General features: G+C 74.8%; 16 protein-coding genes and 1 riboswitch. Of the genes, 6 read left to right on the top strand and 10 right to left on the bottom strand.

Features of this window, described 5'->3' with window-relative positions; all coding sequences use genetic code 11:
- Positions 1–81: 81 nt before the first annotated feature.
- The 3 genes from BLP29_RS07130 to pdhA are packed head-to-tail and all read right to left on the bottom strand — an operon-like array spanning position 82 to position 3,709.
- On the bottom strand, positions 82–1,608 hold the full coding sequence (locus BLP29_RS07130; protein WP_092801809.1) for a dihydrolipoamide acetyltransferase family protein: 1,527 nt from the start codon (positions 1,606–1,608) through the stop codon (positions 82–84).
- Entirely contained in the window at positions 1,608–2,582 is a 975-nt protein-coding gene (locus tag BLP29_RS07125) for an alpha-ketoacid dehydrogenase subunit beta (RefSeq protein ID WP_092801806.1), read from the bottom strand. Before BLP29_RS07125 ends, BLP29_RS07130 begins: the two co-directional genes overlap by 1 nt.
- The gene (gene pdhA, locus BLP29_RS07120) at positions 2,579–3,709 is read right to left on the bottom strand and encodes a pyruvate dehydrogenase (acetyl-transferring) E1 component subunit alpha (protein ID WP_243469758.1); all 1,131 of its coding nucleotides are present in this window, start codon (positions 3,707–3,709) and stop codon (positions 2,579–2,581) included. The genes BLP29_RS07125 and pdhA overlap by 4 nt, the downstream gene beginning before the upstream one ends.
- A gap of 153 nt (positions 3,710–3,862) precedes the next feature.
- Here pdhA and BLP29_RS07115 point away from each other — a divergent pair, with 153 nt between their 5' ends.
- Genes BLP29_RS07115 through BLP29_RS07105 form a run of 3 tightly spaced genes read left to right on the top strand, consistent with a single transcriptional unit; the run spans position 3,863 to position 6,422 of the window.
- Positions 3,863–4,333, top strand: coding sequence for an Lrp/AsnC family transcriptional regulator (locus tag BLP29_RS07115; protein ID WP_207798356.1), 471 nt, complete (start codon positions 3,863–3,865; stop codon positions 4,331–4,333).
- 19 nt (positions 4,334–4,352) lie between these two features.
- A complete protein-coding gene (locus tag BLP29_RS07110; protein ID WP_092801800.1) occupies positions 4,353–5,864 on the top strand; it encodes an alpha/beta fold hydrolase in 1,512 nt (503 codons plus the stop codon).
- 39 nt (positions 5,865–5,903) lie between these two features.
- The gene (locus BLP29_RS07105; RefSeq protein WP_207798355.1) at positions 5,904–6,422 is read left to right on the top strand and encodes a hypothetical protein; all 519 of its coding nucleotides are present in this window, start codon (positions 5,904–5,906) and stop codon (positions 6,420–6,422) included.
- Between the two features lie 7 nt (positions 6,423–6,429).
- Here the strand turns inward: BLP29_RS07105 and BLP29_RS07100 are convergent, their stop codons facing one another.
- The 3 genes from BLP29_RS07100 to BLP29_RS07090 form a co-directional block, all read right to left on the bottom strand.
- Positions 6,430–7,749, bottom strand: coding sequence for a serine hydrolase domain-containing protein (locus tag BLP29_RS07100; protein WP_092801797.1), 1,320 nt, complete (start codon positions 7,747–7,749; stop codon positions 6,430–6,432).
- Between the two features lie 10 nt (positions 7,750–7,759).
- Positions 7,760–8,098, bottom strand: coding sequence for a DUF3817 domain-containing protein (locus BLP29_RS07095; protein ID WP_243469757.1), 339 nt, complete (start codon positions 8,096–8,098; stop codon positions 7,760–7,762).
- Positions 8,099–8,212: 114 nt separating this feature from the next.
- On the bottom strand, positions 8,213–9,313 hold the full coding sequence (locus BLP29_RS07090) for a C40 family peptidase (protein ID WP_092801794.1): 1,101 nt from the start codon (positions 9,311–9,313) through the stop codon (positions 8,213–8,215).
- Between the two features lie 15 nt (positions 9,314–9,328).
- Positions 9,329–9,478, bottom strand: a riboswitch (cyclic di-AMP (ydaO/yuaA leader).
- Positions 9,479–9,701: 223 nt separating this feature from the next.
- On the opposite strand from BLP29_RS07090, the gene BLP29_RS07085 reads away from it, so the two are divergent.
- Positions 9,702–11,225, top strand: coding sequence for a phytoene desaturase family protein (locus BLP29_RS07085; protein ID WP_092801792.1), 1,524 nt, complete (start codon positions 9,702–9,704; stop codon positions 11,223–11,225).
- A 4-nt stretch (positions 11,226–11,229) separates the two neighbouring features.
- Complete coding sequence (locus tag BLP29_RS07080; RefSeq protein ID WP_092801789.1) at positions 11,230–12,345, top strand: NDMA-dependent alcohol dehydrogenase; 1,116 nt, start codon at positions 11,230–11,232, stop codon at positions 12,343–12,345.
- A gap of 51 nt (positions 12,346–12,396) precedes the next feature.
- Here BLP29_RS07080 and BLP29_RS07075 read toward each other — a convergent pair whose 3' ends face one another.
- Genes BLP29_RS07075 through BLP29_RS07060 form a run of 4 tightly spaced genes read right to left on the bottom strand, consistent with a single transcriptional unit; the run spans position 12,397 to position 16,840 of the window.
- A complete protein-coding gene (locus tag BLP29_RS07075) occupies positions 12,397–13,290 on the bottom strand; it encodes a carbohydrate ABC transporter permease (RefSeq protein ID WP_092801786.1) in 894 nt (297 codons plus the stop codon).
- Positions 13,291–13,297: 7 nt separating this feature from the next.
- Positions 13,298–14,458 (bottom strand): carbohydrate ABC transporter permease, encoded by a 1,161-nt coding sequence (locus BLP29_RS07070; protein ID WP_092801783.1) that lies wholly within the window; start codon positions 14,456–14,458, stop codon positions 13,298–13,300.
- Complete coding sequence (locus BLP29_RS07065; protein WP_092801780.1) at positions 14,455–15,693, bottom strand: extracellular solute-binding protein; 1,239 nt, start codon at positions 15,691–15,693, stop codon at positions 14,455–14,457. The genes BLP29_RS07070 and BLP29_RS07065 overlap by 4 nt, the downstream gene beginning before the upstream one ends.
- A gap of 58 nt (positions 15,694–15,751) precedes the next feature.
- The gene (locus tag BLP29_RS07060) at positions 15,752–16,840 is read right to left on the bottom strand and encodes a LacI family DNA-binding transcriptional regulator (protein ID WP_092801777.1); all 1,089 of its coding nucleotides are present in this window, start codon (positions 16,838–16,840) and stop codon (positions 15,752–15,754) included.
- A gap of 127 nt (positions 16,841–16,967) precedes the next feature.
- Here BLP29_RS07060 and BLP29_RS07055 point away from each other — a divergent pair, with 127 nt between their 5' ends.
- Positions 16,968–18,998 carry a glycogen debranching N-terminal domain-containing protein gene (locus BLP29_RS07055; protein ID WP_092801774.1) on the top strand — a complete coding sequence of 677 codons (2,031 nt, stop codon included), beginning with the start codon at positions 16,968–16,970 and terminating at the stop codon, positions 18,996–18,998.
- Positions 18,999–19,160: the final 162 nt, after the last annotated feature.

Raw genomic sequence — 19,160 nt, 5'->3', positions numbered from 1 at the left:
GAACCCCGATCTCGCCGCCGCACTACGGGGTTCCCGCCCCCTCGACGCGGATCGAGAGGGCGAGAACCCCGTGACCGGCCGCTAGAGGGCGAGGGCCACGCCGGGGTCGTGCAGCACCGCGCCGATGTCGGCGAGGAAGCGGCTGCCCAGCTCGCCGTCGATGATCCGGTGGTCGAACGACAGGGCCAGCTGCGTCACCTGACGCACCTTGATCCTGCCCTTGTGCACCCACGGCATCTCGCGGACCGCCCCGAAGGCCAGGATCGCCGACTCGCCGGGGTTGAGGATCGGCGTGCCGGTGTCCACCCCGAACACGCCCACGTTGGTGATCGTGATGGTGCCGCCGGACATCGCGCTCGGCGAGGTCTTCCCGGCCCGGGCCGTGGCGGTGAGGTCGGCCAGTGCCCCGGCCAGCTCGGCCAGCGACAGCCGCCCGGCGTCCTTGATGTTCGGGACGACGAGGCCCCGCGGGGTGGCTGCGGCGATGCCCAGGTTCACGTAGTCCTTGACCACGATCTCCTGCGCCGCCTCGTCCCACGAGCTGTTCACCATCGGGTGCCGGCGGGCGGCCAGCAGCAGCGCCTTGGCCACGAACAGCAGCGGGCTGACCTTGAGGCCGGCCAGCTCGGGCCGGGCAGCCAGCCGCTCGCGCAGCGCCATCATCCGGGTGACGTCGACGGTCAGGAACTCCGTCACGTGCGGGGCGGTGAACGCGCTGCTGACCATCGCCGCGGCCGTGTGCTTGCGCACCCCCTTGATCGGGATGCGCTGCTCGCGCCCCTCCGTCCCCGCCTCGGGTGCGGGGAACCGGACCACGGTGCCGGCGTCGGCGGCCAGCTCGGCCGGGGTGCGGGCCGGCTGGGCGGCGGCGCCCCCGGTGCGGACGGCGTCGACGTCGGCGCGGGTGATGACCCCGCCCGGGCCGGTGCCGGTGACCGTCGCGAGGTCGACGCCGGCGTCCTTGGCGTACTTGCGCACCGGCGGCTTGGCCAGCGGGCGGGGTGCCCGGCGCCCGGGCGCCACGGCCTGCGCCGAGGCGGCGGTGGTGTAGCCGGCGTGCTGCTCGGCGGCCCGGCCGATCTCCAGCCCGCCGTGCCGCACCGGCTTGGTGGTGGCGTCGGGGGCGGTGGCCAGCAGCGGCGGGCGCTCGGTGCCCGACCCGTAGTCGGCCTCGGGGAGGACCTGGGGAGCCGTCGCCCGGTCGGCGACGGCGGCACCCGAGCGGCGGGGGCGGCGCACGGCCTCGGTGTTCTTCGGGCCGTAGCCGACCAGCACCGAGGTGCGCCCGCCAGGGGCCGGGCCGCCGATGAGCCCGGCGGCGGGGGTGTCGTCGGCCGGTGCCGGTGCGGCGGCCGGGCCGTCGCCGCCGAGGTCGATGGTGATGATCGGGGCGCCGACGTCGACCGTCGTCCCGGGCTCGTGCAGCAGCTCGACCACCGTGCCGGCGTACGGGCTGGGCAGCTCGACGGCGGCCTTGGCCGTCTCCACCTCGCACAGCGGCTGGTTGGTCACGACGACGTCGCCGACGGCGACGAGCCACTGCAGGATCTCGCCCTCGGTGAGGCCCTCGCCGACGTCGGGCAGCTTGAACTGGCGCAGGTCGGCCATCAGAACTCCATCGCGCGGTCGACGACGTGCAGCACCCGGTCCAGGTCGGGCAGGTACTCCTCCTCGAGCTTGGACGGCGGGTAGGTGACGTCGTAGCCACCGACCCGCAGCACCGGGGCCTCGAGGGAGTGGAAGCAGCTCTCGGTGACGCGAGCGGCGATCTCGGCACCCAGGCCGAGCGTGGTCTGCGCCTCGTGCACGACGACGCAGCGGCCGGTGCGGCGCACCGACTCCTCGACCGGGGTCAGGTCGAGCGGGGAGAGCGTGCGCAGGTCGATGACCTCGATCGACCGGCCCTCGTCCTCGGCGGCCTGGGCCGCCTGCAGCGCCGTCTTCACCATCGGGCCGTAGGCGAGCAGGGTGAGGTCGTCGCCCGAGCGGACCACCCGGGAGGTGAACAGCGGCTGCGGGGTGGCCTCGAGGTCGACCTCGGCCTTGTCCCAGTACCGGCGCTTGGGCTCGAAGAACACCACCGGGTCGGGGCAGGCGATGGCCTGCTGGAGCATCCAGTAGGCGTCGGCCGGGTTGCTCACCGCGACGACCTTCAGGCCGGTGGTGTGCGCGAAGTAGGCCTCGGGGCTCTCGCTGTGGTGCTCGACCGCGCCGATGCCGCCGCCGAAGGGGATGCGGATCGTGATCGGCATCGGCAGCCGGCCGCGCGAGCGGGCGTGGATCTTGGCCACCTGGGTGACGATCTGGTTGTAGGCGGGGAACACGAACCCGTCGAACTGGATCTCCACCACCGGCCGGTAGCCGCGCATGGCCAGCCCGACCGCGGTGCCGACGATGCCGGCCTCGGCGAGCGGGGTGTCGACGACGCGGGCCTCGCCGAAGTCCTTCTGCAGGCCGTCGGTGATCCGGAAGACACCGCCGAGCTTGCCGATGTCCTCGCCCATGAGCACGACCTTCGGGTCGTCCTCCATGGCCTTGCGCAGGCCGGTGTTGAGCGCCTTGCCCAGGGTCAGGGTGGTCACTTCTCGAAGCCCTCCTGGTAGGCGAGGAACGCCGCACGCTGGGCGGCGATCTCGTCGGTCTGCTCGGCGTAGACGTGGTCGAACATCTCGGTGGGTGCGGGGTCGGGCATGTCGAGGGTGCCCGAGCGGATGTGCTTGGCCAGCTCGTCCCCCTCGGCGTCGACGGCGGCGAAGAACTCAGGCCCGGCCTTGCCCGACCGCGACAGGTGGGCCTTCAGCCGGGCGATCGGGTCGCGCAGCTTCCACTCCTCGAGCTCGTCGGCCAGCCGGTAGCGGGTCGGGTCGTCGGAGGTGGTGTGCGCGCCCATGCGGTAGGTGAACGCCTCGATGAACGTGGGCCCCGAACCCTCGCGCGCCCGCGCCAGCGCCGCCCGGGTCACCGCCAGGACGGCGAGGACGTCGTTGCCGTCGACCCGCACCCCGGGGAACCCGAAGCCCGCCGCCCGGCGGAACAGCGGCACCTTGCTCTGCCGCTCGATCGGCACCGAGATCGCGTACTGGTTGTTCTGGCAGAAGAAGACCACCGGGGCGTCGAACGTGGCGGCCCAGATCATGGCCTCGTTGACCTCGCCCTGGCTGGTGGCGCCGTCGCCGAGGAAGGCGATCGCCGCGGCGTCGGCCGTGTCGCGCTGGATGCCCATCGCGTACCCGGTGGCGTGCAGGCACTGCGCGCCGATCACCACGGTGTAGAGGTTGAACTTCGTGGCCAGGGGGTCCCAGCCGCCGAGGTCGTTGCCGCGGAACAGGCTGATCACCTGCAGCGGGTCAACCCCGCGGGTCCAGGCCACCCCGTGCTCGCGGTAGGTCGGGAAGGCCATGTCGTCGTCCCCGAGCGCCCGGCCGGCGCCGATCTGCGCGGCCTCCTGGCCCAGCAGCGAGGCCCAGATGCCCAGTTCGCCCTGCCGCTGCAGCGCGGTGGCCTCGACGTCCCACCGGCGCACGAGCGCCAGGTCGCGGTAGAGGGCGCGCAGCTCGTCGTCGGTGACGTCGAGGGCGTACTCGGGGTGCTCGACCCGCTCGCCCTCGGGGGTGAGCAGCTGGACCAGCTCGGGCTGGGCCGGCAGGTGCGGGGCGGCGGCCCCGGGGACGGGGTCCACCATCTCCTGGGCCTCGGGCACTGCGGTCACGGGCTGTCCTCCTCGCTGCACGGTGGTGGCCCCGGACACGTCGGGGGCACCGTGTGCAGCACATCACTCCCGCGCCGAGATGCGCAAGGGAGGGGGTGAGAACTGCGCACGATGGTCAGTGACACCCCGGTGTGGCGTGGCACACTGAGCACCGTGACCGGGATCGACGCCACCGACGCCCGCCTGCTGCTGGCGTTGTCGGAGGACCCGCGGGCCACCGTGATGGCCCTGTCGCAGTCGCTGGGGCTGGCCCGCAACACCGTGCAGGCCCGGTTGGCCCGGCTGGAGTCGGGCGGGGTGCTGGACCCCTTCGAGCGGCGGGTGCGGCCCGAGGCGCTGGGCTACCGGCTGGGCGCCTACATCACGGTGACCGTCGTCCAGACCTCGCTGGCCGAGGTGAGCGCGGGGCTGGCCGACATCCCCGAGGTGCTCGAGGTGATCGGCCTGTCGGGGGCGGCCGACCTGCTGGTGCAGGTGGTCGCGGTCGACGCCGACGACCTGTGGCGGATCAGCGAGCAGGTGCTGGCCATCCCCGGGGTGCAGCGCACCGACACCAACCTCGCGCTGCGCCGGTTCGTCGACCACCGCATGACACCGCTGCTGGAACGCGCCGCCCGCCGCTGAGCCGCGGTTAGGGTGCGCCGTGCGGATCCGCCCCCTCCTGCTGCTCGTCGTCCTGCTGCTGGCCGGGTGCCGCATCGACGGGACGGCGTCGCCGGCCCCGCAGGGCTGGGCGTTCGTCTCCGAGGAGCCCTGTGCGGCCGCCACCGGGGCGGGCGACTTCTCGTGCGTGACCCTGAGCGTGCCGGTCGACCACGCCGACCCCGGCGGCGAGCACTGGGACGTCACCTTCGGCCTGCTGCGCGCCGAGGGCGAGCGGCAGGGCGTCTTCGTCACCGCCACCGGCGGGCCCGGGTCCAGCGGGCTGGCCGCCGCCGACGCCTACACGGCCGGCTTCCCCGACGCGGTGCGGCAGGGCTTCGACGTCGTGTTCTTCGACCAGCGCGGCATCGGGCTCTCCCAGGAGCTGCGCTGCGACGAGGCCTACTACGACTACTTCGTGCCCGTCGACGCCGCGTCCACCGCCGCCGAGCGCGACGAGTTCGCCGCCGCGAGCACGCAGTTCGGCGAGGACTGCTTCGCCGAGGCCGGCGTCGACCCGGCCACCGCCCCCCGCTACGCCACCGCCCAGGCCGTGGAGGACCTGGAGGACTTCCGGCAGTGGCTGGGCGCCCCGAAGCTGACCCTGTACGGCGAGAGCTACGGCACCCAGTACGTGCAGACCTACGCCGGGGCCCACCCCGACCGCGTCGCCGGGCTGGTGCTCGACGGCGTGGTCGACCTGACCACCGACCAGCCCGAGTTCGCGGTGCAGGCGGCGAAGGCCTACTCCGGCGTGCTGGCGGCCACCTTCGCCCGCTGCGACGCCGACCCGGTCTGCGCCGACGCCGCCCCGGGCGACTCGGCCGCCGGGTACGACACCCTGCTCGAGCAGCTGGCCGCGGCCCCGGTCACCCCGCCCGGCGGGGACCCGGTCGACGACCTCACCCTGCGGGCGGCCGCCGGGTCCGCCGTGGGCGACCCGTACGGCCGCGAGGACTTCTCCGCCGCCCTGGACGACGCCCTGAACGGGGACTTCGGCGCCCTCGACGAGCTGGGCAACGGCGGCTCCGGCGGTGGCCCGGACCCCGGGTTCTCCGACGCGCTGTTCTACGCCGTCGAGTGCCAGGACTACAACTTCGTGCCGCAGGGCGGGGACCCGCGCGCGGTGCTGGACGAGTGGCTGGACGTCTCGGCGCAGCAGGGCATCGACCAGCTGCGCCTGGGCAGCACGTACTACGGCGACCTCGACTGCCTGTTCTGGCCGGGCTCGACCACGACCGCCGACGTCGCACGCCCGGCGCCGGTCACCGACCCGCCCTACCCGGTGATGGTGCTCAACGCCGACACCGACCCGAACACGCCGTTCGTGGGCGCGCAGGACGTCTTCCGCGACCTGACCCCCGGCGCCGGCCCCGCGGACGCGGCGATCGTGCAGCTCTACGGCCCGCACGTGGTCTACGGCCGCGGCGACCCGTGCATCGACGACCCGGTGAACACCTTCATCGAGACCGGGCAGGTGCCGGCCCAGCGGGTGACCGTCTGCCGCTGGTGACCGTTTGCCGCGGCGCCGGCCCCGGGTACCGGCCGCTCCATGGCGACCAGGACCCCCCTCGGGGCATTCGGCACGGGCAGGCGGGGCATCTCCACCGGCGGGTGGCTGGTCCGCGGGGCGGCCGCCGGCGCCGCGGGGACGACGGTGCTCAACACCGTCACCTACCTGGACATGGTGCTGCGCGGACGGGGCACCAGCGACACCCCCGAGCAGACCGTCGAGGCGCTGGCCGACAAGGCGCACGTCGCGATCCCGGGCGAGGGCGACACCCGGGACAACCGGGTGGCGGGGCTGGGCCCGCTGACCGGCATCGTGGCGGGCGTGGGCGTCGGGGTGCTGGCCGGCCTCGCCCGGGCCGCCGGGTTCCGGCCGAACCCGCTGGTGGGCGGTCTGGTGGCCACCGTCGGCGCCCTGGTCGGCGCGAACGGCCCGATGGCGGTGCTGGGGATCAACGACCCGCGCACCTGGTCGGCCACCGACTGGGCCGCCGACGTCGTACCGCACCTCGCCTACGGCTTGGCCACGCACTCCACCCTGGCAGCCCTCGACCGGGCCTGAACCGACCTCAGCGCCAGCCCGCCGGGTCGACGCCGCCGGGCACCGGGGCGGCGGGGTCGTAGGGCTGCCGGGTGAAGGTGAAGGTGGCGAGGTCGAGGTGGTCGGCGGCGATGCGCAGGGTCTCCCCCGCGTAGTAGCCGTCCAGCCCGACCCAGCCGCCGTCCGAGCGGCGCACGAACCGGCTGGCCCGCCCCGCGCGGCCGGGGAGGGGCCCCAGGTGCAGCACGCCGCCGGCCTGCGCCCGCAGCACGTGCGGCGCCGGGCCCCAGAACCACACCCCGAGGACGTCGAGCGGCACCGGCGGCGGGGACGGCGACCAGGCGGGCACGACCCTGGGTTCGGCGGCCTTGAGGTCGGCGAGCAGGCCGGGCACCAGGGGGTCCAGCCCGCTGGTGGTGTTGGCCAGCATCACCGCGCCGGTCAGCTCGGTGCGGTCGACGAACACCCCGGCCAGGAAGCCGGGCATCGAGCCGCCGTGGCCCACCAGGGTGGCGCCGTCGACCCGCAGCACCTGCACGCCGAGCCCGTAGGCCGACCACCCCGCCGCTGAGGAGTCGACGCCGGCCGGCACCACCATCTCGGCCAGCGTGGCCGGGGACAGCACGTCGCCGGTGTCGCCGAGCAGGAACGCGCCGAACCGCGCGAGGTCGGCCAGGGTGGCCCAGAGCTGGCCGGCGGCGTCCATGACCCCGGCGTCGTGCTCGGGCTCGGGCAGGACCACGTCGGCCCACGGGTGCACCGCGGTGCCCTGCGCCGCCGCACCCGAGGGCCGGGGGGTCGTGCGGGTCATGCCCAGGGGCGCCAGCACCTCGCGGGTGACGACGTCGGCCCAGGACGCGCCCCGCGCCCGGGCGACGAGCTCGCCGAGCAGGCCGAACCCCAGGTTGGAGTAGTGGAACCGGCGGGCCGCACCGAGCACCACGTGCTCGGGGCCCAGCTGGAGGTCGGCCAGCGACCCGCCCGGGACCCGTTCCCACCAGCCCCCGGGGCTCTCGCTGGACGCCCCCGCCAGGTGGGAGAGCAGCTGGCCGACGGTGCGCGCCCCCAGCGGGGTGCCGGGGAGGTGCTCCTCGAGCGGGTCGTCGAGGTGCAGCCGGCCCTCGTCGCGCAGCCGCATGACGGCCACGGCGGTGACGGTCTTGCTGATCGAGCCGAGCCGGTACTGGACGTCGGTGTGCGGGTCGGCCACGTCGCCGCGACCGGCCGACCACACCAGCCCGCCGTCGCGCACCACGCCGGCCACCAGGCTCGGGGCGCGGCCCTCGGCCTGCACGCGGGCGGTGCGGGCCAGCAGGGTGCGCGCGGTGGCGGGCTCGACGCTCGGCATGCCCTGCAGGCTAGGGGGTGGTCGCCGGGGCACCCAGGGGGAGCCGCCCGGTGCGGACGGCCCACCGCTCGAACCACACGGTGGCGAACGGCGGGACCGAGGCGACCAACGCGAGCGCGGTCGTGCGGAGGTCCCAGCGCAGCACCCGCCAGCAGGCCAGCGCCAGGACGACGTAGACGACGAACACCGCGCCGTGGATCGGCCCGGCGACTTGGACGCCGACCTCGGAGGTGCCCAGCACCCACTTCACGAACATGCCGGCCAGCAGCAGCGCCCAGCTCACCGCCTCGGCGAGCGCGACGACGCGGAAGGCGCGGGCAACGGTGCGGGGTGCGAGCAGGGTGGCCACGACCTGGTCCAACGGCGCAGGGCCCAGCGGTGTCCCCGGGTGTGACCGACCCCGCACAGCACGGAACCCCGGTCACCGTGCGGTGACCGGGGTCCCGGGACGTGCGTGCGGGTGTCAGCCCGCGAGGCGCCGGTACGCGGTGGGCGAGGAGCCCATGGCGTCGATGCTGGCCACCTTGACGACGTCGCCGGACGTCGGGGCGTGGACCATCATGCCGTTGCCGATGTAGATGCCGATGTGGCTGACCGGCGAGTAGAACGCCACCAGGTCACCGGGCTGCAGCTCACCGCGCGACACGGCGACGCCCATGGACGCCTGCCCCTTGCTGGAGTGCGGCAGCGAGACGCCGGCCGCGGCGTAGGCGTACTGCACCAGGCCGGAGCAGTCGAAGCTGTCGGGGCCCGAGGCGGCCCAGACGTAGGGGTCGCCCTGCTGGGCCAGCGCGGTGTCGACGGCGGTCTGCGCGGCGGCGGAGTTGGCCACCACGCTGCCGACCGACTGGCTCGCACCGCCGGAGCGGGCCGAGCCGCCCGAGGTGCTGGCGGTGCCGGTGGTCGCGACGTCGCCGGTGGAGGCGACGGCGGCCTGCTCGGCGGCCGTGAGCTGCGCGTACTGCGCCTGGTAGGCGGCGATCTCGGTGTTCAGCGTCGCCTGCTGGGCCGCGACGGCGTCGAACTGGGCCTGCGCGTCGGCGGTGGCCTGCTCGGCCTGCTGCTGCGCGGCCGCCGCGGCGTCGTTGGCGGCCTGGGCCTGGGCCAGGACGTCGGTGGTGTGCTGCGAGATCAGGTCTAGGGTGGCCGACTGCTCGACGAACTCACCGGCCGACTGCGAGGTGAGCAGCGCCTGCAGCGAGTTGAACTGGTTGCCGCCCTGGTAGGCGCTGCGGGCGACGTCGGTGACGGTGCCCTGCGCGGCGGTCAGCGCGGCCTGGGCGGCCTGCGCGGTGGCGGCGGCCTGGGCGGCGGCTGCCTGGTCGGTGTCGAGCGCGACGCGGGCGTCGTTGAACTGCTCGGTGAGGACCTCGAGCTGCTGGCCGCGGTCGACGATGAGCTGGGCGGCCTCGGCGGCGGTGGTGGGCTGCGGGTCGCCGGGGGCGGCCTGCGCCGGGGTGGTGACGAAGGTGCCGGCGGCGACACCGGCCGCGGCGAGGAGGGTGATGGCGGCGCGGCGACCCCGGAGGGCGGGACGGCGCGCAGGCGTGCTGGTACTCGCCATGTGCGGCGGGTGGTCCTTTCTTCCAACAGGCCGCCTACCGGGTTAGCTGACGGATTCGGACGGGAAGTTCGCCCGGCACGTCGGGCCCTCGCGGGCCGTCGGTGCTTCACCCCAGTGCTGCGGTGGGTCCCCGGTCCGTGCCTACCCCGGTGGTGCTGGTGGTGGTGCTGGGACGGCAGCGGTTCGGCGGCGTCCGGCCGGTGCCACCCAGGGGAGGTGGCGGAACGATCCGTCCGGACGGACCGACGGTAGGTGCGTGACCGACTCGTGACAAGCGGGCCCCCTCCGATTGTGGAGTTCCGCACGATCGACCGACGGACACGCCATGGGCACGCTCACAACCGGTGACCGACCGACTCCGCTGGAACCGGTGCGCGACGATGCGGGCATGCGGTACGACGTGGCGGTGGTCGGCGGCGGGCACAACGGACTGGTGGCGGCGGCCTACCTGGCCCGGGCCGGCCGGTCGGTGCTGGTGCTCGAGCGGCGGGCCGTGCTCGGCGGCGCGGCCGTCAGCGAGGCGGTGTTCCCGGGGGTCGACGTGCGGCTCTCGGCCTACTCCTACCTGGTCAGCCTGCTGCCCGACCGGCTGGTGGCCGACCTCGACCTGGACGTCGCCCTGGCCGACCGGGCGGTCAGCTCGGCCACCCTGCTCGGCGACCGTGCGCTGCTGGTGGAGCGCGACCCCGGCCCGGCGACGGCGGCCTCGTTCCGCGACCTGACCGGTTCCGACGCCGAGTGGGCGGGCTGGCAGCGGTTCTACCGCCGGCTGACCACCCTCGCCGAGGACCTCTCCCCCACCCTCGTCGAACCGCTGCCGAGCGCCGCCGAGCTCGAGGGCCGCCTGCGCGACGGGCAGCTGTACCGCGACCTGGTCGAACGGCCGCTGGCCGACGTCGTCGCCGACCACCTGGACTCCGACGTCGCCCGGGGCGTGGCGCTGACCGACGGCCTGATCGGCACCTTCGCCGACGTGCACGCCGCCGACGGCCTGGCCGGGCGCTGCTTCGTCTACCACCTCGTCGGCAACGGCACGGGGCTGTGGCGGGTGCCGGTGGGCGGGATGGGCGCGGTGAGCGGGGCGATGGCCGACGCGGCCCGCCGGGCCGGCGCCGAGCTGCGCACCCGGGCGACGGTCACCGCCGTCGAGACCCGGTCCGACGGCGTCACCGTGCACTGGACCGACGACGAGGGGACGGCGCACGCCGTGGACGCCGCCCACGTGGTGGCCGGTTGCGCCCCCGCCGTGCTCGACCAGCTGACCGGCACCGCCCCCGGTCCGCGCCCGGTCGGCGCGCAGCTGAAGGTCAACATGGTGCTGACCCGGCTGCCCCGGCCCCGCTCGGGCCTGGCGCCCGCGGTGGCCTTCGGCGGCACCTGCCACGTCGACGAGGCGGCCTCGCAGATCGACGCCGCGTACGCCGACGCCGCTGCAGGGCGACTGCCGGGCACCATCCCGTTCGAGGTCTACTGCCACTCCCTCACCGACCCGTCGATCACCGGCGGCACCGGTCTGCACACGCTGACCCTGTTCGGGCTGCACACCCCGGCCGACCTGTTCGCCGCCGACCCGGTGGGCACCCGCACCGAGGCCGTGCGCCGGGTCGTGGCCCAGCTCGACGCCCAGCTCGAGGAGCCGCTGGCCGACTGCCTGGCGACCGACGCCGAGGGCCGGCCGTGCCTGCAGGCGGCGTCCCCGCTGGACGTCGAGGCGTCGCTGGCCATGCCGGGCGGGCACATCTTCCACGGCGACCTCAGCTGGCCGGTGGCCACCGAGCAGCACCCCGCCGGCACCTGGGGCGCGGCGACCGCCCACCCGCGCGTGGTGTCGGCGTCCTCGGGCGGCACGGTGCGCGGCGGCGCGGTCAGCGGCCTCGGGGGCTACGCCGCCGCCCGGCATCTGCTGGGATGAGGCCGTGGAGACGACCGGCGCAGTGCTGCGCAGCCAGGGTGGCCAGTACGAGCTCGTGACGCTGGAGGTCGGCGACCCCGGCCCCGGCGAGGTGCTGGTGGAGATGGCCTACGCCGGCCTCTGCCACTCCGACGAGCACCTGCGGCACTCCAACGCCGGTGGCCGCTACCCGATCGTCGGCGGCCACGAGGGCTCCGGCACCGTCCTGGCGGTCGGCGCCGGGGTGACCCGGGTGGCACCGGGCGACCACGTGGTGGCCAGCTTCCTGCCCGCCTGCGGCACGTGCCGGTGGTGCGCCTCGGGCCGGTCGAACCTGTGCAACCTGGGCGCCACCATCGGCACCGGTCAGCTGCCCACCGGCACCTGGCCCTTCCGGCTGGACGGCGAGGAGCTGGGCGCCTTCTGCATGGTCGGGGCGTTCGCCCGGCACTCGCTGCTGCACGAGGCCTCGGTCATCAGGATCCACCCGTGGCTGCCGCTGGACACCGCGGCCCTCATGGCCTGCAGCGTGCCCACCGGCTGGGGCTCGGCCGTCTACGCCGGCGGCACCCGGCCCGGCGACACCGTGGTGGTGGTCGGCTGCGGCGGGGTGGGCGCCAACGCGGTGCAGGGCGCGGTGCACGCGGGCGCCTCGCACGTGGTCGCCGTCGACCCGGTCGCGTTCCGGCGGGAGTTCGCGCTGACGATCGGCGCCACCCACGCCGTGGAGACCTCACAGGAGGCCGCGGCGCTGGCCCGCGAGCTCACCTGGGGCAACGGCGCCGACGTCGTCGTCCTGGCGCTGGGCTCGACCGACGCCGAGAGCACCCGGCGGGCCGCCCGCTGCCTGGGCAAGGGCGGCACGCTGGTGCTCACCGCCCTGGCCGACGTCGCCTCCGACGTCACGCTGTCGCTGCAGGGCAACGGGGTGACCGCCTACGAGCACCGCATCCAGGGCGCGCTGTTCGGCAGCTGCAACGCCCACCGCGACGTGCCGATGCTGCTGCGGCTGGCCGAGGAGGGCAAGCTCGAGCTCGACCGCCTGGTGACCCGGCGGTACTCCCTCGACCAGCTGCACCAGGGCTTCGCCGACCAGGCCGCCGGCGAGACCATCCGCGGCCTCCTGGTGCACGCCGACTGAGCCCTCCCGGGCCCGCCGTGCCCCGCACCCACGGCACGGGTGCGCCCCGGGTCAGCCCTTGACGGCGCCGTCGTTGGCGCCGGCGACGAAGTAGCGCTGGAAGACGAAGAACACGATGGCCACCGGCAGGGTCATGAGCAGCGCTGCACCCAGGGTCAGCGGGAACTCGTTGCCCGAGCCCAGCTGGCCGGTGGTCAGCGTGGCCACGCCCTTGGTCAGCGTGTAGAGGTCGCGGTCCTGGCTGGCCACGATGAAGTGCGGCAGCTCGTTCCACGACGCCTGGAAGCTCAGGATCGTCAGCGTGATCAGCGCCGGGCGGGCCATGGGCAGCACGACCGACCAGAAGACCCGGAAGGTGCCGGCGCCGTCGATGCGGGCGGCCTCCTCGATCGAGGCCGGCACGCTCTCGAAGAACTGCTTCATGATGAAGACGCCGGCCGCGTCGGCCACCAGGGGCAGGAACAGCGCCACCGGGGTGTCGTAGATGCCGAGCTGGTTGAGCACCAGGAACTTCGGGATCAGCAGCACCACGCTGGGCACGGCCATGACCGCGAGCACGGCGGTGAAGATCGCCGACCGGCCGCGGAAGCGCAGCCGGGCCAGCGCGTAGCCCGCCAGCGAGCAGAGGAACACCCGCCCGACGGTGACCAGCACCGACACCCAGACCGAGTTGAGGGCCCACAGCGTGAAGTCGGTGTCGAGGAGCCGGCTGAACGCCGCGGCGGTGACCGGGTCGGGCAGCAGCGACAGCGGGTTGTTCGTGGCGTCGCTGTTGGTCTTGAACGACGTCACCAGCTGGATGAGGAACGGGTAGACGTAGACCAGCGCGAAGAACACCAGCACCACGTAGGCCAGGAACCGCCCGAGCGGGAACCGGCGGCGACGGCGGGGCGCGGGGACGGGTTCCCCGACGTCCGCACGGGGTGCGGGGAGCGTGGTGGTCATGGTCGCCTCACCGTCCGGCCTGGAAGAACGTGGTCCTCGACGTCGCCGCCCGCGCCCGCTGCGCGGTCCGGGTCGCCTTCTTCTCGGCGATCGCGTCCTTGTCGCGCATGAGGAACCGCTGCAGCGTGGTGAGCACGACGATGATCGCGAAGAGCACGAACGACATCGCCGCGGCCCGGCCCCACTGCCCGGCCTCGAACGCCGACGTGTAGCTCAGGTACGCCGGGGTGAGCGTGGTCTTGGCCGGGTTGCCCTGGCTGATCAGGTACACCTGGTCGAACACCTGCCAGGTGCCGATCAGGCCCAGCGTGGTGACCAGGAACAGGGTCGGCCTGAGCGCCGGCAACGTCACGGCACGGAACCGCTGCCACCGGTTGGCGCCGTCCATGACCGCGGCCTCGCGGACGTCGGCGGGCACGTCCTGCAGCGCGGCCAGGAACATGAGCATGTAGCCGCCGGCCGAGGTCCAGACCACGAGCAGGATCAGCGCGGCCAGCGCGATCGAGGGGCCGCTCAGCCAGTCCCACCAGCTCAGCCCGAGGGGGCCGCCGTCGGTGAGCGCGGCCGGCGGGTTCGCCGAGTCCCAGAACCCGAGACCGTCACCGATCAGGTGCAGCAGACCGCGGCTGTCGCTGAACCAGTTGGGTCCGTCGATGCCGAACACCGCGAGCAGGCCGTTGACCGCGCCGCCCCCGGTGAACAGGAAGATGAAGACCAGGCTGATCGCGACCGAGCTGGTGACGGTCGGGAAGTAGAACGCCGTCCGGAAGAAGCCCTTGGCCCGGATCCTGGAGTTCAGCACCAGGGCCAGGCCCAGCGCGATGGCGGTCTGCAGCGGGACGACGAGCAGCACGTACCAGGCGTTGTTGCGCAGCGAGGTCATGAAGTCCTGCCGCGCCAGGCCCGGCTCGGTGAGGATCGTCGCGTAGTTGTCGAACCCGACGAAGCCCACCGAGCCGCTGAACGGTGACCCCCGGCCGCGCCAGTCGGTGAGGCTGACCCAGAACGCCATCAGGATCGGGATGAGCACGAACAACCCGATGAGCACGACCTGCGGGACGGTGAAGGCCCACCCCGCGCGGCCCTGCCCGGCGCGGGCCGAGGAGCGTCCCGACCCCCGCGAGGGCCGCGTCTGCAGACCCCCCGCGGGGGCCGGGACCGCCGTCATCCGCCGATCGCCTGCTCGAGGTTGGTCTGGGTGGACTCGAGCACTCGCTGCGGGTCGCCGGTGGCCAGGCCGCCGAGCTGACTGTCGAAGTCCAGCAGCACCTGCTCGGCACCGGGGGCGTTGACCGGGCCCTGGGCGTACTCGGCCCCGGCGATGTATGCCTCGCGCTCGGGGAACTGCTGCAGGTAGGCGTCGGCCAGCGACTGGCGCGAGGGCAGCACGCCGGTGTCCTGGGTCAGCGCCGTCATCGCGTCGGCGCCGGTCAGGTAGGTGGCGAGGTCGACGGCGGCGTCCTGGGCATCGCTGTCGGCGGCCACGGCCAGGCAGTTGGTGAACGACAGGGTGCCCGGCCCGCCGGGCCCCTCGGGCAGCGGGACGACGGTGTAGCCGACGTCGGGGTAGTCGTTGGCCAGCGCGCCGACGATCCAGTTGCCCTCGATGGTCATCGCGGCCTTGCCGGTGCCGAAGGCCTCGCCGCCCCATCCGGCGTCCACGCCGGAGGGGTACGTGAAGGAGCCCGCGGCCAGGTTGGTCTGCAGGTACTGCAGCGCCTCGAGGTTCTCCGGGCTGTCGACGGTGGCCTCGGTGCCGTCGCCGTTCAGGAACCAGCCACCGGCCTCGACCATGAAGGCGCCGATGCGGTCGCGGGTGTCGCCGATGACCAGGCCGGTCTGGGTGCCGGTGGTCAGCGTCTGGGCGACCGTGGCCAGCTCCTCCCAGGTGGTCGGGTAGTCGGCCTCGGTGAGGCCCGCGGCCGCCCACGCGGCGTCGTTGATCTCCAGGGCGAGGGTGGAGAAGTCCTTGGGCAGGCAGTACTGCGTGTCCTGGTAGGTGAACGCGTCGACCAGGTTCGGGTAGAAGTCGTCGACGTCGTCGACCTGGTCGACGTAGGGGAACAGGTTGCCGGCGTCGGCCTGGTCGGCCAGCCGGCTGGCGTCGAGGTAGAACACGTCGGGCGGGTTGCCCCCGGCGAAGCCCTGCGCGAGCTCCTGCGAGAGGTCGGCGGCGACCTGGACGTCGACGGTGTTGCCCGACTCCTGCTCGTAGGCGTCGACCTGGGTCTGCACGGCCTCGGTCTCGGCGTCGCCGGAGCTGGCGATGAGCATGGTCAGCGAGGCGCTGCCGCTCTCCTGCTGCTCGGCCGTGTCGTCGAAGCCGCCACCGCAGGCGGTGGCGAGGGACAGCGCTGCGACGGCCACGGCCGCCTGCGCGGACCTGCGGATGGGCGATCTCACGGTGGTTCCTCCTCGTCGAGGGCCGGCGGCGTCGGTGCCGCCGGTCGGGGGCTGGGTGTCAGGGGGCGGGCAGGACCGGCGGGGTGGCGGTCGGGACGGCGGCACCACCGCGGTCGGACGACGACCGCACCACCAGGCGCGGGGTCAGCAGCACCGGTTCGTCGGCGGCTCCCCCGGACACCGGGCCCGGGCCGGGGTCCAGCTGGCCGCGCAGCAGCTCGATGCACGCGGCCGCCGCGGCGGCGACCGGCTGGGCGACCGAGCTGAGCCCGATCGCGGCGGCCACCGGGCTGTCGTCGAAGCCGACCACCGCGACGTCGACCCCGGGGCGGCGGCCGAGCTCCTGCACGGCGCCGAGCGCGCCCAGGGCGAGGGAGTCCGAGGCGCAGACCAGGGCGGTGACCCCACGGGCGGCGAGCAGCCCGAGCGCGGTGGCCTGGGCGACGGCGGGGTCGTCGGGCAGCCCGGCGTCCAGCCCGGCGACGGGCAGGCCGGCCGAGGACATCGCGTCCACCCAGCCGGCCCGCCGGTCGTCGCCGGTGCCCGACCCCACCGGCCAGCCCAGGAAGGCGATGCGGGTGTGCCCCTGGGCGACCAGGTGCTCGACGGCGGCGCGGGTGCCGGCCGCACCGTCGGTGTCCACCCAGCTGCGGCCTGCCGGGTCGTCCCACGGCCGGCCGAAGCTGGCCACGGGCAGCCGGCGGCGGCGCAGCCACGCGGTGCGGGGGTCACCGTGGTAGGTGCCGGTGAGCACGAAGGCGTCGACGGCGAACGAGGCGACCAGCTCGTCGTAGGCGTCGACCTCGGCCGCGGCGTCGTCGGCGGTGAACAGCACCATGCGGTGCCCGGACTCCTCGGCGCTGCAGGTGAGGGCGTGCAGGAACTGGTCGAGCACGATGCCGCCGATGCCGTCGCGCACCGGGTCGATGCGGATGCCGATGAGCTGCGAGCGGTGGCTGCGCATCTGCTGGGCCGCCCGCAGCGGGCGGTAGCCGACCTCGTCGATGACGGCCCGGACCCGGTCGAGGGTGGCCTCGCTGACCAGGTGCGGGGCGTTGAGCACGTTGCTGACCGTCTGCTTGGACACCTGGGCGAGGGCCGCGACGCTGGCCAGGGTGGGGCGCTCGACGCCGTCGTCCGGGCCCATGACGCCGCCTCCCGATTTGACCGATCCAAAGTGACTGGTCGCACAGTGCTCCTCGGTCCGCCTTAGTGTCAAGCTGTGCGCCCGCTCGCCTTGTGCGTCGCACCACGCATCGGGTTGGATCGGTCGAATGACGAGCGACCCGGGTCTGCAGCCGACCGTCCACGAGCTCGACGTCTGCCTGCGGGCCCCGGTCACGGTGCTCTCCGCGCGGGACGGCGCAGTGCACGGGCAGGGCGCCGAGGGCGTGTTCTGCGGCGACGTCCGGGCGCTGTCGGTGGTCGAGGTGACCGTGGCCGGCCGCCGCCCCGACGGCATCGGCGGTGGCAGCACCGGCACCGGCACCAGCCGGCACGTCGCCGTCCTGCGCGGGCTGGGCGACCCCGGCCCGGACCCCACGATCCGGCTGGAGACCGTGCGCCGGCTGGCCGACGACGGGCTGGGCGAGACCCTGCGCCTGGTGTCCAGCGCTGCTGACCCGCTCGAGGCCGAGGTCGTGCTGACCCTGGCCACCGACCTGGCCACCGTCGAGGAGGTCAAGAGCGGTCAGGTGCGCCCGCTCGTGGCCCCCGACGGGGAGGGCTGGGCCGGCCGCGGCGTGGTCGTCGCCGTCCCGGGGCTGGAGACGGTCGGGGAGCACGGGCGGTTGAGCTGGACGGTCGTCGTCCCGCCGCGGGGGGCGGTCGAGGTCGACTGGTCGGTGCGCGTGGTCGACCCGGGCGGGGTGACCGCCGCGCCGCGCACCGCGAGCAGCTGGTCGACGCCGCGGGTGACCTGCGACGACTCCCGGCTGGCCCCCCTGGTCGAGCAGTCGCTGGAGGACCTCGCCGGGCTGCGGATGGCCACGACCACCGAGCCCGAGGACGTCTTCGCCGCCGCCGGGGCGCCCTGGTACCTCACCCTGTTCGGCCGCGACAGCCTCTGGACGGCGCGCCTGCTGCTGCCGCTGGGCACCGGGCTGGCCGCCGGCACGCTGCGCACGCTGGCCGCCCGGCAGGGCACCCGGCGGGACGACGCGACCGGTGAGGAGCCGGGCAAGATCCTGCACGAGATCCGCCGGCCGCCCGTGGCCGAGGAGGGGGTCACCCCGTTCCTGCCGCCGGTCTACTTCGGCACGGTCGACGCCACCCCGCTGTGGGTCTGCCTGCTGCACGACGCCTGGCGCTGGGGGCTCGACCCCGCCGTCGTCACCGAGCTGCTCGACCCGCTGGAGCGGGCCCTGGAGTGGCTGGCCGCCGACGCCGACCCCGACGGCGACGGGTTCCTGGAGTACCTCGACCGCACGGGCACCGGCCTGGCCAACCAGGGCTGGAAGGACAGCCACGACTCGGTGCGGTTCGCCGACGGCCGCATCGCCGAGGGGCCGATCGCGCTGTGCGAGGCGCAGGCCTACGCCCACGAGGCCGCGCTCGGCGGGGCCGCGCTGCTCGACGCCTTCGGCCGGCCCGGCGCCGACCGCTGGCGCTCGTGGGCCGCCGACCTGCGCGAACGGTTCCGGGGGGCGTTCTGGGTCGGGGACGACGAGGGCCGCTACCCCGCCATCGCCCTCGACGGCGCGAAGGCACCGGTGGACGCCCCGGCCTCGAACATGGGCCACCTGCTCGGCACCGGGCTGCTCGACGGCGAGGAGTCCGCGGCGGTCGCCGCCCGGCTGGGCTCCCCGGCGATGGACTCCGGGTTCGGGCTGCGCACCATGGCCACGACGGCCGGTGGCTACGGTCCGCTGACCTACCACTGCGGCTCGGTGTGGCCGCACGACACCGCGATCGCGATGACCGGCCTGGCCCGCGAGGGGCACGCCGCGCAGGCGGGGTCCTTGGCCCGGGGCCTGCTGGCGGCCGGGGAGTCCTTCGACCGGCGGATGCCTGAGCTGTTCGCCGGCGACGCCGCCACCGAGGTGCGCCGGGCGCTGGCCTACCCCGCCTCGTGCCGGCCGCAGGCGTGGTCGGCCGCGGCGTCGGTCGCCGTCCTCACCGCGGTGATCGGGCTGCGCCCGGACGTCCCCGCCGGCCGGCTCGAGGTCGCTCCCCTCCGCCCCGCACCCCTGGGCGCGGTGCGCGTCGAGGGCCTGCGCATCGGGTCCGACGAGGTGACGGTGGCGGTGAGCGCCACCGGCGAGGTGTCCGTGGAGGGTTGGTCCGGCGAGCTCGTCACCGGCTGACCCCGGGCCCGCGCACCCGTGTCGCGGGTGCGCGGCGATGCGGCCCACCGGGCCGGGTGCCCCGCCTGTCCGCGCAGGCGGCACGTGGGTGCGCGCACGAGCTGGTTCCGGGGTCGCCGTGGCCGCACCAGCGCGCAGTCGGCTCCCCGGCGACCTCCCGTA

This window comes from Klenkia marina (genome assembly GCF_900101025.1).
In the GTDB taxonomy this organism is placed as follows: Bacteria; Actinomycetota; Actinomycetes; order Mycobacteriales; family Geodermatophilaceae; genus Klenkia; species Klenkia marina.
This window is presented reverse-complemented; position numbering and strand designations above follow the sequence as displayed.

What these genes read in the sequence shown, in the direction of transcription:
- BLP29_RS07130 (WP_092801809.1), bottom strand. Translation starts at nt 1,608, where the DNA reads ATGGCCGACCTGCGCCAGTTCAAGCTGCCCGACGTCGGCGAGGGCCTC.
- BLP29_RS07105 (WP_207798355.1), top strand. Translation starts at nt 5,904, where the DNA reads ATGGCGACCAGGACCCCCCTCGGGGCATTCGGCACGGGCAGGCGGGGC.
- BLP29_RS07100 (WP_092801797.1), bottom strand. Translation starts at nt 7,749, where the DNA reads ATGCCGAGCGTCGAGCCCGCCACCGCGCGCACCCTGCTGGCCCGCACC.
- BLP29_RS07090 (WP_092801794.1), bottom strand. Translation starts at nt 9,313, where the DNA reads ATGGCGAGTACCAGCACGCCTGCGCGCCGTCCCGCCCTCCGGGGTCGC.
- BLP29_RS07085 (WP_092801792.1), top strand. Translation starts at nt 9,702, where the DNA reads ATGCGGTACGACGTGGCGGTGGTCGGCGGCGGGCACAACGGACTGGTG.
- BLP29_RS07075 (WP_092801786.1), bottom strand. Translation starts at nt 13,290, where the DNA reads ATGACCACCACGCTCCCCGCACCCCGTGCGGACGTCGGGGAACCCGTC.
- BLP29_RS07070 (WP_092801783.1), bottom strand. Translation starts at nt 14,458, where the DNA reads ATGACGGCGGTCCCGGCCCCCGCGGGGGGTCTGCAGACGCGGCCCTCG.
- BLP29_RS07060 (WP_092801777.1), bottom strand. Translation starts at nt 16,840, where the DNA reads ATGGGCCCGGACGACGGCGTCGAGCGCCCCACCCTGGCCAGCGTCGCG.
- BLP29_RS07055 (WP_092801774.1), top strand. Translation starts at nt 16,968, where the DNA reads ATGACGAGCGACCCGGGTCTGCAGCCGACCGTCCACGAGCTCGACGTC.